Genomic DNA, 19682 nt, shown 5'->3' with positions numbered 1-19682 from the left:
TGGCTGAGGCACTCGAAGCCACCAATTTTAAATAAACTTCACTTTACAATCAAAGTATTACTTCATCAATTTCTTTAACTTCCTAGTAGGTTTCATGTTGTTTTTCTCATTTTTACAATAAGCAATCAACAACTCAACAACACGATTATGAATCTCATCATTAGATAAATTAGCCCCTTTATTTTCCAAAACAACTTTTGGCAAAGCCATCATATACAATCCAAATAAGTCATTATTTCCCTCGGTTAGTTCCACAGCCTTAGAATCGATAGAAAAAGAATAGTCAGTCCCTTCCATCCATTTTAAAACATATTGCATAGCCGACAAACGGTTTAAGTTATTTGCTTCAAAAAGAGTACTCAAAAGAAAATTTGAACATTCCAAGACTTTTGGTTCGGCCTTTACATAATCTTCCATTTTTTGCAAAGTACCCGAATCTAAAGACGTATAATCTTGGGCAAACAAATTCAAACTACTAAATACTAAAACCAAACATAAAATTACTTTTCTCATAAATATAAAATTAAAATTAATTATCACTTGTCATTCCGCCGAAGTTGGAATCTCCTACGAAGTAGGCACACGCTTCACAAAGTGAAGCCAACCTTCTCCCTTCTCCCTCATCAATCCAAATAATACCAAGGAATCCCCAACAACCCCTCCTTATACTCCACTTCCACCTTATCATTAATCTGATAGAGTTCATACTCCTCTGAAGAAACACTTATACTCTCCGCGTCATAGTGGTGTCCCCAAGGTTTTACTTTAACATAGTACGTTCTTCTACCTTTACTACTTCTACTAATACGCTTATCAATCACCTCGGTTTGATATTCCTTAGGTTCCGAATAATCAAACGTACAATTCACAGCCACAACAGCACTATAACTATAAATAAAAAAACTAAAAACTATAGAACCATAAATCCACCACTTGTCTTTATTCGAATCCGAAATTTGCTGATGCGTAACCAACAAAAACAAACAAATCCCCACAAAAGCAATCGTACCTGCAGTAATAACCGCTACATAAGAATCCGTTTCATAATCTAACAAAGTGCGAACTACAATAGCCCAAGCGGGTAAATCAATAAAATCCGCTACATCATACTCGTCTTTTGAATCACGATCAATTTCTACTAACGAAGCAATACTGGGCTTGTTTAACCCATTCAAAAACATACCCACAAAAGGCAGTAACAACAACGCTATTAACAAATAGTCATAAGGCTTTGGATAAAACACAAACCACAAGCATAGACCAATAGAAATATATTCCAACCAATCGAGTTGGTGCAACTTATATACTTTAATGGGTTGATTTTTAGCTTTTTTATTCGTTTTGATAACTTTCATGGCAAGTGGTAAATTTTATTTCTTTTTAAAACAATCTAAAGAACTCATTGAGAGAGTCTCAGAAAAACGTCAGTTCGAGTGTTTTTTTTGTGGAGTAAAGCGAAACAAAAAATGTATCGAGAACCGTTTTGATTAATGCTTTATTCTCGATACATTTTTTAATTTATAATCTAAAAAGTAATTACTTAACTCGAGTAAAGACTACTGTTTCATTTTTATCAAATGTTTTAGGTCTTACATTATTAAATCCAAATTGCAATTTGAAACTATCATTATTGATTTTTTGAGCAATTCCTAATAAAGATTGGGTTTGTTTTCCTCCAACAATTGTAACAACAATATCAATATGCATCAGTTTCCCCATATCCTGAAACTTGTAAGTCATAGTAGCTTTTTTTCCGTTCTCAACAAAGTTTTTACCACCAATCTTCTCACCATTTTCCTCTAAAAAAGCATAGCCATCCTCTTGAAAAATCAGGTAACCAACCGATTTTTTTTCTACTCCTTTCCATCTTCCAACGATATTAAATGCCGCTCCATCAGGTGTTGTAAATGAGGCTAAACTTAAAGTAACTAATACTAATAAAATAATTTTTTTCATGATTAAAATGTAAGAATTGAATTTCAAATATAACAGAAAAAAATATAAAATACTATCTGTTAAACCAATTCATAAAAACAATTTTCAAGAGATTAAAACGAAATAACATTTCATTTGCTACACACAAAGTTGTCATTCCGCCAACAGTAAGCTTTTGCTTTACGCAGTAAAAGCTGTCATTCCGCCAAAATAGGAATCTCCTAACCTTAGGCACACGCTTTACGAAGTACAAGCTGTCATTCCGCAGAATAGGAATCTCCTACAACGTAGGCTATCGCTTTACGCAGTCAAAGCTGTCATTCCGCCGAAGTAGGAATCTCCTACACAGTAGGCTGTTGCTTTACGAAGTACAAGCCTGTCATTCCGCCAATTAGGAATCTCCTACATCGTAGGCTTTTGCTTTACGCAGTAAAGCCGACCTTCATCATTCAACATTCGTTAATCATCAATCATCATTCAATCACTCTTTGTCAAGGATTGCGAAAGGATACAATGACACCAAGCAAAAACTCAACTAATAGTCACCTTAGAAGCAATTAAATCGGCAATTTCTTGTTTCGTTATACCATAAACTCCTAAAATGTCCTTTGCTTGATTCAAATTACGTTTCAATCTTTTATTCGCATGATGAACAGCGAACTCTAAATCATTAAAACGCAATTCTTCAAGGGTAAAGCCTTTTTGTTCTAATTGCAGCAAATGCCAATCAGTGTAATTGATGGGTAATTTAATGCTTCTTAAAATACTATCGTCTTCAAAAAAAGTAGTTTGAGCCGTTACTTTAGTAACTCCCATTTGCAATTGATTATCCGTAACAATACATTCAAAAAAAATACCATCCCAGGTTTTCACCATATCATAAAAATAATGAAAATCAAAAGTGGCTTTTGCCGTATGTACCGTTTTACAAGGCAGTTCTAATTTGATGCCTGGAATAACCAATGTAAGTAAATTATCTGTAATCGTAAGCTCTAAGACCGTATAAGTCTTCTTTTTATACATCGTGGCAAGCGCCTTCTGCATCTTAGTTAACTCCGTTTTTAATTTTGATCTGCGAATGGTAAAGGAAGCTTTGTGCATAGGAAACGAATTTTAATTATAACTACAAAACTTAAAAAATAGTATAGTTATAAAATCGATTTCATGCTATTTATTTTAGCAGTCTTAACTTCTGCTTTTTGTAAAGTCTTATAAAAATCAAAACCTTTTTCTACATATTTATTGTCATGATGAATTTGTTTTAGTATCTAATTACTAAAATTTATCATCAAATAGGTGTATTTATTTTAACACGTGTGTATAGAAATTTTTAACGACCGAAATACTTTTTTATATTTTCAACATGTGTTTCTTTAATTTTATCATTATCTCCATTTAATGAAGCAGAGATTAAAAGATCTACAATTTCTCTTTTATTAGCATATTTTACTTGCTCATTTTGTTCTAAAATTTCCTTTATTACTTTAATTGCTCTAGAAGATTTTACCAAAAAGGTATTATTTGGAACATAATCAAGATTTCTAAAACTACAGTTACCAAAAAAAACAATTACAGAATAGAAAGGAACGTTTTGAAATTGAGGTAATTGTTTTCTTAAATCTTCAATATGCTTTTTATTTTGAAGTATTGGATTGTAAAATCTATATTTCTCTCTACCATAGGCTAGAACTTGTGTCCAGTGATTTTGACTTGCATATCCGAAGATCCATCCGTTGTATTTTTTAATTTCAAAAACAATTATACCAACTTTAGTAGCCACAACTAAATCAATTTGACAATATTGATTACCAGCTTTTTTTATATATAAATCATGAAAAATAGTTTGGTGATGAAATCCAGATTTCAGGAGTTTTAACACCATCAGACGTTCTGTGCGAGTACCACGATGTGATTTAGTAACCGTCATTAGTAATTTTTTGTCTTGAACTTTACGATATATAACAAGAAAAAGTATCAAGACAAATAAAATCAATATAAATAAAGCTTTTAAATTCATTAATAAATGATAAATTGAAATTAACCAACAGACATTTTAGCAGATTCTTTCCATAAATAATTAGGCATAGGTTCATTTAATTCCCATTTAATACTCATTGGTTTTGAACCTTCATATTCTTGAAAATTTCCTTCTCCAACAAATACATAACCATTTGTATTTTTGAACTCATTAGTTGATTTTTCTCTAACAAATAAAAGTATTTTTTTTCCTAATTTTTGATGGTTGATATAAGTTAATCCTTTACCACTATCATCTCTAGTTTGATTTTGAGATTGCCAATGAAATAATGTTTCACTGATTGCATAATCATCATAGAGAGTTGTAGGCGAGTAATCTTCTTCTGATTTGATTAAATCTATAAAAAGTAATTCTGTATTTAATTTTTTGTTTTCAGCAACTCCAACGCCTATAGCATTTGAAGATCTTTTTTCAAAAGTTGACATTTTGAATGCTACTAATATTTGGTCTCTTGTGTAACGAGCATGTAACTTCAAAGGCTGATCATATGGAAGTTTTATATCAATTTCCTTAAAACTAATTTTATCAATCAATATTTCTAAAACTTCTATAATTTCATTAACCAATATTTTGTTTTTCCCAATTTGTTTAATGCTATCTTCCAAAGAAACAAAACCTCCAGCGCTTTGCCAAACATCATAATGTAACATCAATAGCATCGCTTTTTCATTTTCATTGAAATCATTTATTTTAAAATTAAAGTCTTGTTTAGCAATCTTTAAAATAAAATTAAAGTAACTGTTTGAATTAGTAGACAACCATTTTTTAGCTATAGCGGAATAAATTTGTTTTTCATTAATTGATTCAAAATCATCAATTATTCCAGCTTTTTGACATAATCTTGACCAACTATCTTTTTTATAAATTGATTCAATTGAAATATGATTTAAATTTATAAAATTCCCTAAAGTTAATGGTAAGGTAGTTTGATGTTGAAAATTTCTAATTTTAGCTATTAATTGATTTACATTCAACGATGTTGCTTTTTCGATATTTTTAAGAATAGTCTCTTTTGCTTTCTTTTCCAAAACAATTGAACAACCCAAAGGCAAATGAGGAAAATCATCTTCAATTTCCTTTTTAACTGAAGTTGTTGTTTTACCAATTAATGCTCTAAACTTACTTTCAAAATCATATTCCGGCCTAGAGTTTCCAACAAAATCTAAAACAGTCAAACAATCTTTTCCTTCTGCTAAACGCAGACCGCGACCTAGTTGTTGAAGAAATACCGTTAAACTTTCGGTAGGTCTTAAAAATAAAACAGTATCAATCTCGGGAATATCAACACCTTCATTAAAAATATCAACTACAAATAAATAATTAAATTCTTTTTTCTTGAATTGTGTCCTAATTATATCCCTTTCATTTGCGTTTTTACTTGTCAAATATTCTGCCTTTAAACCAGCTAAATTGAATTTTTCAGTCATAAAAATTGCATGCTCAACTGTAACACAAAATCCAATTGCTCTAACATCATTTAAGTCGTTAGTATATTTATCAAGATTTGAAATAATTTGTCCAACACGCACATCACTATTTGTATATAAACTTGTCAACTCACTAGCCACATACTTTCCTTTTTCCCATTTAACGTTTGATAAGTCAATATTATCGGTAATTCCAAAATATTGGAACGGACATAATAATTTTTTATTTAATGCTTCTGGTAGTCTAATTTCGGCAGCTATACGATTACAAAAATCCTCCAAAATATCTTCACCATCCATTCTTTCTGGAGTTGCAGTTAATCCTAATAAAACTTTTGGCTTGAAGTAATTAATTATAGGTCGATATGTTGATGCTGAAATATGATGCACTTCATCAATTATAATAAAATCGTAATAATCAGACGAAAGATTAATATCTTTTAGTCTATTATTCAATGTTTGAACAGAAGCAAAAACGTATTCATTTGAAGTTGGTTCCAATCCATCGACCCATAAATCACCAAAATTATTATCTTTCAAAATTCCTTGAAAAGTGGCTTTTGCTTGAGTTAAAATTTCTTTTCTATGAGCGACAAATAACAACTTTGTAGACTTATTGTTATTTCTAAAATTTTTATAATCAAAAGCAGAAATAACTGTTTTCCCTGTTCCTGTTGCTGCAACTAAAAGATTCCTATATCGATTATGAACCTCTCTTTCTACTTCTAATTTTTCTAGAATTTCACTCTGATAATGAAATGGTTTCAAATCAAAATAGGAAGTTGAGAATGTATACTCTTTTGAAAATTTCCCTTGCTTTAATGCTTCAACTAGCTTTGAAGAATGAATATTTATATCATATAATTCAAATTCAGAATTTTGCCAATATGCCTCAAAAGTTTTCTTAAATTTATCTATAATATGTCCAACTTCTTTAGTTGTTACCTTTAAATTCCATTCTAATCCATCAGTTAAAGCTGATCGAGAAAAATTTGAAGAACCAATATATCCAGTATGAAATCCTGTATTTCTTCTAAATAAATAGGCTTTAGCATGCAATCTTTCGTTTCCTGTATTATAAGAAACTTTAACTTCTGTATTTTTTAATGATGATAAAAAATCTATAGCCTTTGCATCGGTTGCACCAATATAAGTAGTTGTAATGACACGTAATTTCCCTCCTCTATCAGTAAATTCTTTTAGCTCTTTTTCTAGTATTCTAATTCCTTTCCATTTAATAAATGAAACCAATAAATCTATTTCATCTGACGATAAAATTTCCTTTCTTAACTCACTTTCTAAGGTGGTTCCAGAATTTCCCCCAGTGAAAAGTTCACTATATGTTAATCTCGTATAAGGTGTAATTTCTTTTAAATGTAAATCTAAATCGGTAAAATGACTATCAACTTTTGTGAAAACTGCTTTTAGAATTTTTCCTTCTGTCTCAATTAAATCATCTTCAAACTCCTCTTTTTTTAATTCCTCTTTTAAAAATAATATTATTTTATTAGCAATATCAATTTGATTCTCTAATACATTTTCTCCTTTAATTAAATTAAAAGCTTGTTTAATAGTTTTACTTATATGGAGCGATAATATCTGAGAAGCTTCAGCTTTATCAATAGGAGTTTTTTTAATTTGAAATGTGTTTTTATCTAATTCGTTTAATTTGTAGTTAATTAGTTTTGTGACTAATTCTTCATATATTCCTTGGTTCATAATTCAAGCTTTAAAAATTCTTTTACAATTGGTAAATCTGCTTCAGCCCAATCTAAATTTAAGAGTTCTGATTTATCAAGTAATTTATAGTCTTTATGTTCAGTTAAGATAATTTCACCTGAAACATAATTTGCAGTAAATGGAATCAAATTAATTTTAAAATTTCCGTAATCAAATAAGCTATTTGATAATTTTTCTAAAACTTCAATATCAATATTTATTTCTTCATTTATCTCTCTTTTTATACAATCAATTTCGTTCTCACCTTCTTCTAATTTACCTCCAGGAAACTCCCATTTTAAAGGTAGCTTCATTTTTTCACTTCTTTGAGTAACTAAAATTTTATCATTAAAATATATAATAGCACAGGTTACATTTATCATTTAATCAAAGGATTTATAAGAATATTGATTTGAAAAGATTTATACTCAATAATATTATTAAATAACTAAATTGAAAAACACCTTTTATAAGTATTATCTGTAAAAATAGTAAAAAAGAAATCTAAAATATATTCCTATACTAAGTTAAAATCCAGAAGTTATAAACATCAGCAGATTATTTATTTTTCAAAAATATAGATATAATTTTTAATTAAAATGTGGAAAACCGTATAGGAAATGTTAAAATAAAAAACGCCCCACCATTTCTGGCAGGGCGTTTCCAATAGGGCTATACTGAACACTAACAACCCAATTAAATCAAGGCTATGAATTACTATTGAACCTCAAGCAAATTAAGCACATTGTAAGCACCATTGTTCAACATATATTGAACCCCATTCACTTCCTGAAAAAATTCAATAAGTAACACATGCATACCCACACCACTACCAGCAGGAACACCACTAGGCGTCAAAACAGGAGAAATAGCCCCTTGAACCAACGGAAAAACAGATTCAGGACTCAAAGTCAAATCCGATTCTCCAGTTTCAAAATTCAAGTTCAAATAACCCACCTGCAAACTAAAATGAGTAGCACCTTCAGCAGCGCGTAATTGCTCCATAGGATTAAACGAAGAAAGAGTAACCTCTCCTGTTCCGGTATCAACACTATAACTAGTATTCAACACACTGCCTAAAGTAGCTCTAGCATTAAAGTCAAACCCCTTTAAAAGCAACTTAGCCGAAGCATCCGTCAACCCAACAGAAACATTTCTCTTCCCTCTCTCACTTACTGAGTCCAAATTCTTAATTTGCCCCATAACCTTCACAAGCCTACTTGTCAGCTTACTGTCTTTCGCTCGAAACACCAGCGTCCCCAAAGAATTACGCAACAACTTACCCGAAGTAGCAATACTGCCAAACTCCATTCCGTTTTCACGAGTTCTCACAAACGCAGGATCGTTCATAATTCTGTTTTTGCTAACACCACCTTTGGTGCGCACAAAGTGCCCGTCTGCACTTTTGTAGAAGGTCAAGTTATCTAACGTACCTTCAAACTTTACCAAGCCATTTAATCTAGCCATATTTAAAAAAATTTAAAATTATTATGGCTCAAAACTAAAACATATACCAATACCCGTTTTTCAACATTTCCTTTATTGACAAGACCTAAGAACTTTTTCCCACATTTACCAAATACGTCCAAAAAAGTAAAAAATGGCACTTATTTCCGAAAAAGACACTTTCTGTAATAATAAAACACAACCCCACTTTCGTCACTTCGAGTGTTTTGTAGTTGTAAAGCCCAAGATTTACAAATACAAAATGTATCGAGAACAATAAAAAAGCGCAATTCCACCTCCGTCACTTCGAGTGTTTTGTAGTTGTAAAGCCTAAGATTTACAAATACAAAATGTATCGAGAACTATAGAAACGGTATTTTTTAATACAAGCAATACAATCACCCAACAAGTTTACTACATAGATACTCCATAGATAAAGTATAGATAGTGTATAGATAGTGTATGGATAATGTATGTACAAGTAGGTATAAAAAATCAACCTCCAATACAAAAAAGGAAAAAAAGAAGATATACTAGATAACGGACTTATTAACAGACGAACAAAAGTGGCGAATTACCACTTTTAAAAATCGCACTAAAAAACAAAATAAAGATTTCAAAACTAAGATATATAAGACACTGCTAAACAAAGCACAAGCAAGCTGCGCAAAAGAAAATACAGCCGTTAGTTGTTGATAATTTGTTTTTGAACTAAAGCAGTTAATTATTATTTTTGAAAATATGTAAAATCAAATCACGATACAAAAACTCAAAGCACAAAATGAGAAACATGCCATACAGAATCTGTATCACAACAAAAGATATAGCTAACATTAAAGGTTGCAGCGACAGAAATGCGCGCTTACTTTTAGGAGACATAAAATCCTACTTCAATAAAGAAGAAAAGCACCATGCAGTAACCTTTAAAGAATTCTCAGAATACACTCGTATTCCTTTAGAAGAGCTAGAACCTTTTAGAAAATAAAAAAACGTTGCCAAATCAAATGGCAACGTTTTTTTTTTATAATCATTACGCAATAAAAGCCGTCAATCAACACAAAACAAATCTATTGTGCCTATGTAATTTTATTAAAAAAAAGCCATAAAAAAAACCGATTCATTTCTGAATCGGTTTTACCCTGCGGAGAAAGAGGGATTCGAATCTCTTTCGTCAAGCCTATATTTTAAAAGTTTTTTCAATTGTCCAAATCTTGGGTCTCGATTTTAAACCTCAAAAAAGCATTCGTTTTTCTGACAAATCTTATAGTACAAATATAATAAAATATTTCAATTAAGTAGTTTAAAAATTAAATAAGTTGATACTGCTAATCAATCAATGGTAAAACATGTTCGATATTTAAGCCAGTATGAAAACAAAACTCTTCTATACTTACAAGGCTGTTTTTAGGCTTTCTAAGCGACTTTCTTATCTCATTTAATATTCTTGTGCTTTGACGATAGCTTTTACCTGTAATGCGTTGTATGTCCTTTGGATAGATACAAACTCGTTTTGATATTTGATTCATACTTTAACCTTGCTTTTGAGTTGGTTTTGAGATAGGTTAAAGGTACTTAATTAATCTTTTCATTTAACGTTAATTGAAGTTCTTGTTTAATATCATTTTAGGACATTTAAGGACAAATGTGTCGATTTAGGACATTTGGTATGGGGTGTTGTTTTTTGATGGGTATTGTGTGGGAAATTTGCCCTGTAATTATTTCAGAAAGTGTTGCAACCGTGTTTTGAATGATTTATGAAAGTGAATGAATGTTGAACTAAAATTTTGAAGTTATGGCTAGACAGAAAGGCATAATTAAGTTAAAAGGTACTATCGGGGATATTACTTTTTATAAGACGCAGGATGGGCATTTAGCTCGTGAAAAAGGTGGTATTGAGGCAAGTAGAATTGCTAGTGACCCTGCGTTTCAAAGAACGCGTGAGAACGGTTCTGAATTTGGTAGAGCTGGAAAAGCAGGTAAGCTTTTGAGAACGGCTTTACGCCCATTGTTGTTGAACTCTGCGGATGGTAGAATGGTGAGTCGTTTGACGCAACAAATGGTTAAGGTAATCCAAATGGATGCTGTGAGTGAGAGAGGATTACGAAATGTAATTGATGGGGAAATTGAATTGGTTCTAGGCTTCGAATTTAATATTCGTGGAAAATTAGGAACTTCTTTGTTTGCGCCTTTTACTACGGATATTGACCGTGTAGCTGGTACTTTGGATGTATCGATTCCTTCATTTGTTCCTGCGAATATGATTGCTGCTCCGAGTGGAACTACTCACTTTAAAGTGATTTCTGGAGGTGCTGAAATTGACTTTACAGGTGAAAGTTATGTGGTGGCTACTTCTGAAACTGCAATTTTACCTTGGGATGCTACAGCAACAGCTGTAATCAACTTGAGTAATGCGGTGACTGCTAACTCTACTCACCCACTTGTTTTGGCTCTTGGTGTGGAGTTCTACCAACAAATTAATGGGCAAATGTATCCGTTGAAAAATGGCGCTTTTAACCCGTTATCGATTGTTGCTGTAGACGGAGGCGTTTAATAGTGGTCAGTGATCAGTTTTAAGTGGTCAGTATGATACTGTTTTTAACAAGAACTTATTTCCCTGAAGGAACAAATGGAAAAATGGAATGTGAGGGCAAATTGATTAGTTATACTATTGAATTGCCATGGAAGCGAAATGAGCGTGGGATTTCCTGTATTCCGGAAGGGAAATATTTTATTAGAAAGCGATATAGTACGAAATACCAATGGCATTTGGAATTGGTGGATGTACCGAACAGAACTTATATTTTGATACATCCTGCCAATAATGCACAAAAGGAATTACATGGCTGTATTGCTCCTGTTACGAAACTTTCTGGACCTGGTTTAGGTTTACTATCTAGAAAAGCATTTACGAAGTTGAAAGACTTGGTTTATAAAGCTTTGGATAACAAAGAAAGTGTAGAATTGATTGTACAATCTTAATTTTTGAAAAGATGAATATAGTAGAACGTGCTAAGGCACCCACTCCGAAATTTTTTAAGGTGTTGCGCACCATTGGATTAGCCTTATTAGCAGTAAGTGGAAGCATTGTAGCTGCTCCAGTAGCTTTACCTGCTGTTGTTGTAACCGTTGCGGGTTATGCTGCCGTTGCAGGTGGTGTTTTATCGGCAGTGAGCCAAATTACTGTTGATACTTCGACAAGCTCAGCACAGGTTAAGGATAATACTATCCTGGGCAACAAAAAAGATGAGGTTAAGCCCGAAACTGACGTTGGAGGGAATGGATAATTCATTAACTTTGAAGGCAGGAACTTTTGGAGGATTTGCATTGAGTGTTATACCTAATTTAACCTCAGCCGATGTCTTAAAAACAATAGTTTTAGCCTTTATTGGAGCAGTAGTTAGTTTTGGTGTTACGTTGCTTTTAAAGCAATTGACCTCGAAAAAGAAATAAGCTCAGTTTTGATTGGTAACCTTTACTGAGTATGAGAAAGCCTAATGTTTTACGATTAGGCTTTTTTTGTTTTAAAGTTCTCTTAGCTTTAGGACGTTACATTAAATTTAGCCTAAAAGTTTATAAGAAAAAAACTTTCCAAATATAATTCCGAGAATTTACAAAACGCAAACCAATTTCCGAAATATCAAAAATCGGCTATTAGCGGCTCTTACTCCTGTCTTTAATTAAAAATTGGACCAAATACTTGATGAAGTTCAGGGTGATTGTTTGGACAATAGTGACTAGAATAATATTCAGCCAGTTTTATGCGAATGTAATTTTCCTCACGATTTGTTAGGTTTTTTATCTGTTCAATATAGTAAGGAATACGCATCTTTGCAGCCTGTCTTGGATTTGCTGAGTACACTAAACCTCTATTCTGTTCATCTATTATAATTTGAGAAATGTCAAACACTTCATTAAAAAGATCTTGTAGTGGTTGAATATGTGTATGAGGCTGATTGTTTAGCAATTCTACTAAACCTTGTTCTGGTGTTATAGGAAGATAATTAATTCTGTTTTGATTAGCATTGTATAGATTAAGTAATTCCTGTTGGCTTAAACTTCTATTTGCATTAACTTGTATTGCTTGCATGTCAGCATTAGCGTCTGAATCTAAAAAAGAATAAACACGTGTATTTTGAGGTATTAAATAGTTTGCTGATGCAATTGTAAATCTTAAAGTTTGCGGCCAACCGCCCACAGGTAAGATTTTGATAATTGGTCGTCTATGGTTATTTAGATTTATAAAATAGTAATTAATAAGTTGTTCAAGTATATACTTAGCATAGTCATCCTCAACGAAGAAGACTAAATCTGGCTGAACTTCTTCTTGGATGGCCATACTTTGAAGTGCAACCGCAGGATAGCAATTATATTCAACTTTAACTATTCCATTTGCAGCATTCCGCTCGAGATAGATTAGTTTTTTGGCTTTTTTTATTAGGCTACTTGAATGAGTTGATATAATTACGGTAAGATTTTTTTGGTTTGCTTGCCTTTCCAAAAAATGGAGTAGTTTGACCTGCACTTTTGGATGCAAAGCAAGCTCGATTTCATCAACCAAAATCAATGAATTATCAGCTATATTCTCCAACTGGAAAAGTGCATTTAAAACCAACAATTCCCCGAAACTAAAGTTTTTCTCTGTATAATATTGATTTTGACCTCCCATACTTTGCGCGGGCATTAAAAATCCATAATTCCACCTACCATAACCTCTGCCTTTCCCGTCTAACTTCTTTCTTCTAAGATTAGAATATTTCGTAGTTTGAAATATTTCATTCATTGAATCTTTAAAAAATTGCGGAGCTGCTAATATACCTTGAGTATTTAATTCATCATTTTGTACATAAAATCTATCTACACTTGAAGAAATAAACACAGCGTTATTATAACCCATTGTTGTTAAAAGAGTAGCACCTGATTTTGGTGTAGGTGACCATCTTGTATTTCTATAAGCATATTCTACATGAGCTCCATTTCGTTCATATCTTATACGTGCATTTCTAAAGTTGTCAAATTGATCATTAGAACTTGTTCTAAAATGTCGTTGGAAAGCATAGGAGTCAGTTAATCTCTGTAAGCATGCTAACAAAGTAGTTTTGCCTGAGCCATTAATTCCAGTCAATATATGTACTCCTGAAACAGGAATATCAAATTCTAGCGATTTAATACTTTTAAGATCTTTTATATGTATTTTACCCATATTTTAATTCTATTTTTGGTAGTACAGGTTTGTTGTACTTACCGCTGACTTATTTATAAGCGCTGCTAAATAGCGCCAATCTTTCCAATTTTGGATGTTTATACTCTATTTTGTAGGGTTTTTCAAATATAAATACAATATTTCGATTTATCTATCCAATTTCAATAAAAAAAGCCCAGACAAATTAGTCTAGGCTTATAATTACTTCATTCTATACCTCATCATAATAGCGTTTTTGAGTTCGTTGATGAGGTGGATGTTTTTATTGAAATGGTTTTCCTGCTCTTGCAACAGCTTTAGTGCATGGATGTTTTTTTTGTGCTGCTCGTGTTCTCGCATCATTCGCGTTGCTCTTGGGTTGAACTCTTTTTTGAATTCATAGAGAGATAAGAACGGAATAACGGAACCGCGAAGAAAAGGCATCCAGAATTTGGATTTCCATAGGCTCATGGCAATCCAAAAAATGTCCTCTTTTTGAGCTTCGGTTTGGAAGACTAGTACAAAGCTGTTTGTAAAAGGTTCGTTTTGAGGCTTTCCGCTATTTAGTCCTTTTGATAATACGAAAAAGTGCGGTTTGGCATAGTGCGCCCCAGGTTGGTGGGTTTTAATAAAAATTGTGTCCATAATACAAGGATTTAACAGGTTAACTTCCTTCGTCTTTCCTTCGTGATTGCCCGAAATGTGAATGGAAACCGAGATGCCCCACACACATTTTTGCAAAAGAAAAAAGGAAAAAAAAGAAAGCCGTCTTACCTTGTGGAGGGTTTCAAAAAAGCAAGTTTTACGGGTAAAATACTACCCATATGCGTCTGTGGAAACGCTAAGTGGATGTGGTGGTATTGAAAATTTATGGGTAGAGATTTTATCCGGAACCGAAGGCTTGAACTTGCTTTTTTGAATACCCGGAACAAACCTTTGGCTTCTTTTTTATCCTTTTTTTTGTAAAAATGTTTACCCCAAATGTTCTTATGAAATGGGGTTTTAGGGGTGTTCAAACGGGATTCGTAAACAAGGGTGTTTTTTTATTTGCTTACGTGGTGTATCAGTTGTTGATGCAAATAAAAATACACTCTTGTGATAGTTTGATTTTTGAGGATGCTTGATAGTTCATTTAGCAGTCGCGGTTTTCAGTTAGCAGTTAAGGTCTGATGGAAATGGGAAGCATCTTCAAAAAACAATGAAAATTACGTTAGCGGTAGCGTTCCTATTATTCTTCGGGTGGGTGCGGCTGGGAGCGGATATTTTACATAATAACCCTTATAACTTTCAGGGGGACTGCGTGGGGTGTTGGGAATGAATTATAAGGTTTATTATGTAATAATAGCTTTGGAGTGGTTTTTGTGTGTTTTTAGCGTTTGTTTTTTGGATTGGGTGTAAGTGGATAAAAAAAGGCGGACTGTGCGCGAGGGGTTGGGAAAACAGGGAGCCTTTTTTTATTGACTTACTCTGGGGTAAACAAGTGCTAAAAACACACAAAATACCACTAGTGCGGTGGGGAGCGTTGGACTGGGTGGGTGAAACTACTTCAGCGAAGCGTTCCTATTTTTATTGATGTATTTCTTTTTTTAAAATTTCAAATTTCCAAAATGATTCAAATAAAAAACACCCATTAAATCCTTTCGAAATAATGGGTGCTTTACTAGAATTAATAACTTACAATTTGTGTTTTAATAGTGTGGCAATGACATCATAATATTCCTTTTCTATTTCTAAATAAGAATTTTGAGAGTCGTTGTAATAATTTAATTCTACAAAATATTCTAAAACCGAAATTTGTCCAGCTGATAAGGCTTTATCCAATAATTGTATTGGTTCAACCGATTTATTTATCTTTTCGTATTCACTTAATATGCTTTTCAAACTTTCATAACGGTCATAAGTTTGTTTTATTTCATAATAGTATAAATTACTATGATCGTTTAAAGCACTTTCTGCAAAAGTCATTTTGGCTTTTTGAAGTTTTACGGTGTTTTTACTTTCCCAAAGCGGTAAAGCAACTCCAGTATGAATTCCGTTATAGGTTTGACCTAAAATGCCTTGATAATGATACCCAACTTCCATTTTTGGTAAGGCTAATGCTTTGCTTACTTCAATTTGTTTTTGAGCAATTACTTTTTCTTGTTCTAACGTTTTTCTAATGTAATCTTGTGCTTCAACTTCTTTTACGAATGTATCAAAGTCAGCAATAACAGGAGTTTCAAAATATCCGACATCTGTTAAACGTATTGCAATTCCTCCGTTTAGACTTGTAAGTTGTTCGTTGAGTTTTGCAATGGCAGAAGCATTGTCTTGAAACTGTTTTCTAATTTCTAACAATTGAATTTCTGCTTTATTTACATCCAAAATAGTGCCGTCACCTGTGGTCAATTTCTTCTTAAAATGAGCCAACCATTTTTCTGTTGCTTCTTTTCTTTTGGTTAAAGGAACTTGCAATTTATTTCGGTAAACCAATTCGATACAAATCTTTTTGGCTTCTAAAAGTAACTCTTGGTTAGCCGCTTTCAATTGTAAATCGGCTTGAATACCTAATTGATTCGCTAATTGGTTTTTCTTACCATACACCGTTGGAAAATCAAAAGATTGCGTTACTATAATATCTGTTTGATTTCCTGCTTCGGCTGGACTTCCTTTTAAATAATCATATTCAACCGTTGGATTGTATAACGAATTGCCCGTTTTGTATTGTACTTTTTGAGCATTCCAATAGTTAGTATTGGCTTGAATGGATTTATTATTTTTTGCAATTTCAGTTAAGACATTGTCAATATTGGATTGAGCATATCCCAAACCAAAAGACATCGTTACTAAAAATAGGATTATACTATTTTTCATTTGTTTCTTTTTTTCGATTAGATAAATAATACACTACCGGAACAATAAAAATGTTCAATAAAGTAGAAGTCAATAAGCCACCCAAAATAACTTTCGCCATTGGACTTTGAATTTCATTCCCAGGTAAATCACTTGCAATTGCTAACGGAATTAAAGCCAATCCTGCGGTTAGTGCGGTCATTAAAATTGGACTTAATCTATCTTTTGAACCTTGAATAACGGTTTCATAAAGCGATAATCCTTCTTTTTCTAAGGTTTCATAATGGGAAACTAATAGAATTCCATTTCGGGTGGCAACACCAAACAACGTAATGAATCCAATAATTGCTGGAATACTCAAAATGCCACTCGTAAAATAAATACTGAATACACCACCAATTAAGGCTAATGGTAAATTCAATAAAATGATAGATGCGGTTTTAACCTTTTTAAATTCTTGATAAAGAATTAAGAAGATTACCAATAATGAAATAAGTGAAGTTAAGACCAATGTTTTTGAGGCTTCCGCTTCGGCTTCAAATTGTCCACCATATTCGATATGGTATTCTTCAGGTAATTTTACTTCTTCATTTATGATTTTCTGAATATCCGCTACTACACTTTTTTGGTCACGACCTGAAACATTGGCAGAAACCACCGTTTTACGTTGCACATTTTCACGATTGATTGTATTTGGTCCAGATGTGCTTACTACATCGGCAACGTAGTACAACGGTATTTTTTTTCCATCGTGCGTATCAATCATTGCATTTTTAATGTTCTCGATTTTACCTTTATTAGCATCATCAAAACGAAGCATCAAGTCAAAGGTTTTATTTCCTTCATAAATTTCAGATACTTTTTCTCCTGCAAAAGCAACATCAACAAATTCATTAAACTGACCAATTGTAATTCCGTATTGGTTCAACATATCTCGTTTGGCTTTAATTTGAATTTGTGGTATTTCCACTTGTTGTTCCACACTCAAATCTACCAATCCTTCCACATTCTGAATTTTGGCTTTTATTTCATTGGAAAGCGTAAAGAGTTTATTCAAATCATTACCAAAAATTTTGATGGCGATATTTGCTCTAGTTCCTGATAGCATATGATCAATACGGTGTCCGATAGGTTGCCCAATAGTAATATTTGCACCTGTAATTCCTGATAATTTTTCACGAACATCAGCCATAAATTCATCACGACTTCTTTCTTCTAGAGTAAAAGGAGCGTCAATTTCGGCAGCGTTTACCCCTTGTGCGTGTTCATCGAGTTCAGCTCTTCCAGTTCTTCGGGTGGTAATTTTAATTTCAGGAACCGATAATAATGCTTTTTCTACTTGTGTACCAATTTTGTTGCTTTCTTCTAATGATATTCCTGGCAAACTCACAGCGCTAATTACTAAGGAACCTTCGTTGAACTCAGGAAGAAAACTTCTTCCCAGTTGGCTCATTACTAATAAGGAAACCAAGAATAATCCTCCTGCAATAATCAGTACTGCTTTTTTTATTTCCATTACTTTGTTCAAAGCCTTAGCATATACATTTTGCAAACGTTCTACTAACCAACTTTCTTTGTGCTGTTTTAAAAGCATTTTATCGTTAGTCAGTAAGTAACTTGCTAATACTGGCGTTAGTGTAATTGAAACGATTAACGAAGCAAATAATGCCACTATAAACGCAATTCCAAGTGGTGCTAATAATTTGCCTTCCATTCCTGATAAAAAGAACAGCGGTAAAAAGGCAACGATAATAATAAATGTTGCATTAATAACAGAACTTCTAATTTCAAAAGAACCATCAAAAATTACGGTTATTTTGTCTTTTTGTTCGGCTTTTGATTTTAGGGCATTTTCTTTGAGTCGCTTGAATACGTTTTCTACATCAATAATGGCATCATCTACTAAATCACCAATAGCAATTGCCATACCTCCTAAACTCATAGTGTTTATGGTAAAACCAAGCCATTTTAAAGTTAATATCGCAACAATTAATGAAATTGGAATCGCCAATAACGATATAAACGTAGCTCTCCAATTCATCAAGAATAAAAACAGAATGATGATGACAAAAGCAGTTCCTTCTAATAACGTTTTTTGAATATTACTGATAGAAGCATTAATAAAATCAGCTTGACGGAAGATTTTAGTATTAATTTGGACATCTTTTGGTAAGTTCTTTTGAATGTCAGCAATCGATGCATCAATAGTTTCTGTAAGTTCTAACGTATTGGTTGAAGGTTGTTTCATAACTGTCATAATAACAGCAGGTTTTCCTTTCAAAGAACCGTCACCAATTTTTAAAGAAGCTCCAATTTTTATTTCAGCTACATCTTCAATTTTTATGGTATTTCCGTTAACCGTTTTGATAACCGATTTCCCAAGTTCATTAATATCAGATGTTCTACCAATACCTTTAACGATATATTCGTTGTTGTATTCGTTCATAAAACCACCTGAAGAATTACCATTGGCTTCTTGACTTGCCTTTAATAATTCATTAAGGGAAATGTTGTAATAATTCATCTTTTGAGGAGAAGCTAATATTTGATATTGCTTGAATTCTCCACCAATAACAACCACTTGCGAAACGCCGCCTGTTGCTAATAATCTTGGTCGAATTGTCCAATCTGCGATAGTTCTTAAATCAATTTGAGATGTTTTATCAGCTGTTACACTGACCAACATAATTTCTCCCATAATTGAAGATTGTGGACCCATTGTAGGATTTCCAACACCTTGCGGTAATTTTTCTGCTACCGCTGTTATTTTCTCATTTACAATTTGTCTTGCTTTGTAAATATCCGTGTCCCATTCAAACTCTACCCAAACAATAGAAATTCCAGCGGAGGAAGAAGAACGAACACGTCTTACATTAGTAGCACCGTTTACTGAAGTTTCAATAGGAAATGTAACCAATTTTTCTACTTCTTCAGGAGCCATACCGTGAGCTTCAGTAAGCACAACAACAGTTGGAGCAGTCAAATCAGGAAATACATCTACTTCCATTCTTGAAGCAACTACACTACCAAAAATCAGCAGTAAAACCGATGCTATCACTACAAAAAATCGGTTGTGTAGCGAAAATTTAATTATTTTATTTAGCAT

Annotated in this window: 17 protein-coding genes; 5 read left to right on the top strand and 12 right to left on the bottom strand. The window is 32.7% G+C overall.

Going from position 1 to position 19682, the window contains the following annotated elements; translation table 11 throughout:
- Positions 1 to 57: 57 nt before the first annotated feature.
- The 8 genes from OJ995_RS09170 to OJ995_RS09135 all read right to left on the bottom strand — a co-directional run bounded on the left by OJ995_RS09170 (position 58) and on the right by OJ995_RS09135 (position 8586).
- Positions 58 to 513: a hypothetical protein gene (locus OJ995_RS09170; protein WP_264369139.1), complete on the bottom strand. Its 456-nt coding sequence runs from the start codon at positions 511 to 513 to the stop codon at positions 58 to 60.
- Between the two features lie 110 nt (positions 514 to 623).
- Entirely contained in the window at positions 624 to 1355 is a 732-nt protein-coding gene (locus OJ995_RS09165; RefSeq protein ID WP_264369138.1) for a hypothetical protein, read from the bottom strand.
- Between the two features lie 181 nt (positions 1356 to 1536).
- On the bottom strand, positions 1537 to 1956 hold the full coding sequence (locus OJ995_RS09160; protein WP_264369137.1) for a hypothetical protein: 420 nt from the start codon (positions 1954 to 1956) through the stop codon (positions 1537 to 1539).
- 510 nt (positions 1957 to 2466) lie between these two features.
- Positions 2467 to 2979, bottom strand: a complete 513-nt coding sequence (locus OJ995_RS09155) for a hypothetical protein (RefSeq protein ID WP_264369136.1) — start codon at positions 2977 to 2979, stop codon at positions 2467 to 2469.
- A 286-nt stretch (positions 2980 to 3265) separates the two neighbouring features.
- Positions 3266 to 3952 (bottom strand): nuclease-related domain-containing protein, encoded by a 687-nt coding sequence (locus OJ995_RS09150; protein ID WP_264369135.1) that lies wholly within the window; start codon positions 3950 to 3952, stop codon positions 3266 to 3268.
- 20 nt (positions 3953 to 3972) lie between these two features.
- Positions 3973 to 7119 carry a DUF3427 domain-containing protein gene (locus OJ995_RS09145; protein WP_264369134.1) on the bottom strand — a complete coding sequence of 1049 codons (3147 nt, stop codon included), beginning with the start codon at positions 7117 to 7119 and terminating at the stop codon, positions 3973 to 3975.
- On the bottom strand, positions 7116 to 7433 hold the full coding sequence (locus OJ995_RS09140) for a (deoxy)nucleoside triphosphate pyrophosphohydrolase (RefSeq protein WP_432419327.1): 318 nt from the start codon (positions 7431 to 7433) through the stop codon (positions 7116 to 7118). Before OJ995_RS09140 ends, OJ995_RS09145 begins: the two co-directional genes overlap by 4 nt.
- Positions 7434 to 7836: 403 nt before the next feature.
- Complete coding sequence (locus OJ995_RS09135) at positions 7837 to 8586, bottom strand: hypothetical protein (protein WP_264369132.1); 750 nt, start codon at positions 8584 to 8586, stop codon at positions 7837 to 7839.
- Between the two features lie 769 nt (positions 8587 to 9355).
- Here OJ995_RS09135 and OJ995_RS09130 point away from each other — a divergent pair.
- The 5 genes from OJ995_RS09130 (at position 9356) to OJ995_RS09105 (ending at position 12015) form a co-directional block, all read left to right on the top strand.
- Positions 9356 to 9550, top strand: a complete 195-nt coding sequence (locus OJ995_RS09130; protein WP_264369131.1) for a hypothetical protein — start codon at positions 9356 to 9358, stop codon at positions 9548 to 9550.
- 807 nt (positions 9551 to 10357) lie between these two features.
- On the top strand, positions 10358 to 11116 hold the full coding sequence (locus tag OJ995_RS09120; protein ID WP_264369129.1) for a hypothetical protein: 759 nt from the start codon (positions 10358 to 10360) through the stop codon (positions 11114 to 11116).
- Positions 11117 to 11148: 32 nt separating this feature from the next.
- On the top strand, positions 11149 to 11544 hold the full coding sequence (locus OJ995_RS09115) for a DUF5675 family protein (protein ID WP_264369128.1): 396 nt from the start codon (positions 11149 to 11151) through the stop codon (positions 11542 to 11544).
- A gap of 11 nt (positions 11545 to 11555) precedes the next feature.
- Positions 11556 to 11849 carry a hypothetical protein gene (locus OJ995_RS09110; protein WP_264369127.1) on the top strand — a complete coding sequence of 98 codons (294 nt, stop codon included), beginning with the start codon at positions 11556 to 11558 and terminating at the stop codon, positions 11847 to 11849.
- Positions 11842 to 12015, top strand: a complete 174-nt coding sequence (locus tag OJ995_RS09105; protein ID WP_162833736.1) for a hypothetical protein — start codon at positions 11842 to 11844, stop codon at positions 12013 to 12015. Before OJ995_RS09110 ends, OJ995_RS09105 begins: the two co-directional genes overlap by 8 nt.
- Before the next feature lie 223 nt (positions 12016 to 12238).
- Here OJ995_RS09105 and OJ995_RS09100 read toward each other — a convergent pair whose 3' ends face one another.
- The 4 genes from OJ995_RS09100 to OJ995_RS09085 form a co-directional block, all read right to left on the bottom strand.
- A complete protein-coding gene (locus tag OJ995_RS09100; protein ID WP_264369126.1) occupies positions 12239 to 13765 on the bottom strand; it encodes an ATP-dependent nuclease in 1527 nt (508 codons plus the stop codon).
- 201 nt (positions 13766 to 13966) lie between these two features.
- Positions 13967 to 14389 (bottom strand): DUF6943 family protein, encoded by a 423-nt coding sequence (locus OJ995_RS09095; RefSeq protein ID WP_264369125.1) that lies wholly within the window; start codon positions 14387 to 14389, stop codon positions 13967 to 13969.
- 1029 nt (positions 14390 to 15418) lie between these two features.
- On the bottom strand, positions 15419 to 16597 hold the full coding sequence (locus OJ995_RS09090) for a TolC family protein (RefSeq protein ID WP_264369124.1): 1179 nt from the start codon (positions 16595 to 16597) through the stop codon (positions 15419 to 15421).
- A complete protein-coding gene (locus tag OJ995_RS09085; protein ID WP_264369123.1) occupies positions 16587 to 19682 on the bottom strand; it encodes an efflux RND transporter permease subunit in 3096 nt (1031 codons plus the stop codon). Before OJ995_RS09085 ends, OJ995_RS09090 begins: the two co-directional genes overlap by 11 nt.

The organism is Flavobacterium lacisediminis (assembly GCF_025909975.1).
GTDB classification, from domain to species: Bacteria; Bacteroidota; Bacteroidia; order Flavobacteriales; family Flavobacteriaceae; genus Flavobacterium; species Flavobacterium lacisediminis.
The sequence above is the reverse complement of the archived record's forward strand: the minus strand, read 5'-3'. Positions and strand labels throughout refer to the sequence as shown.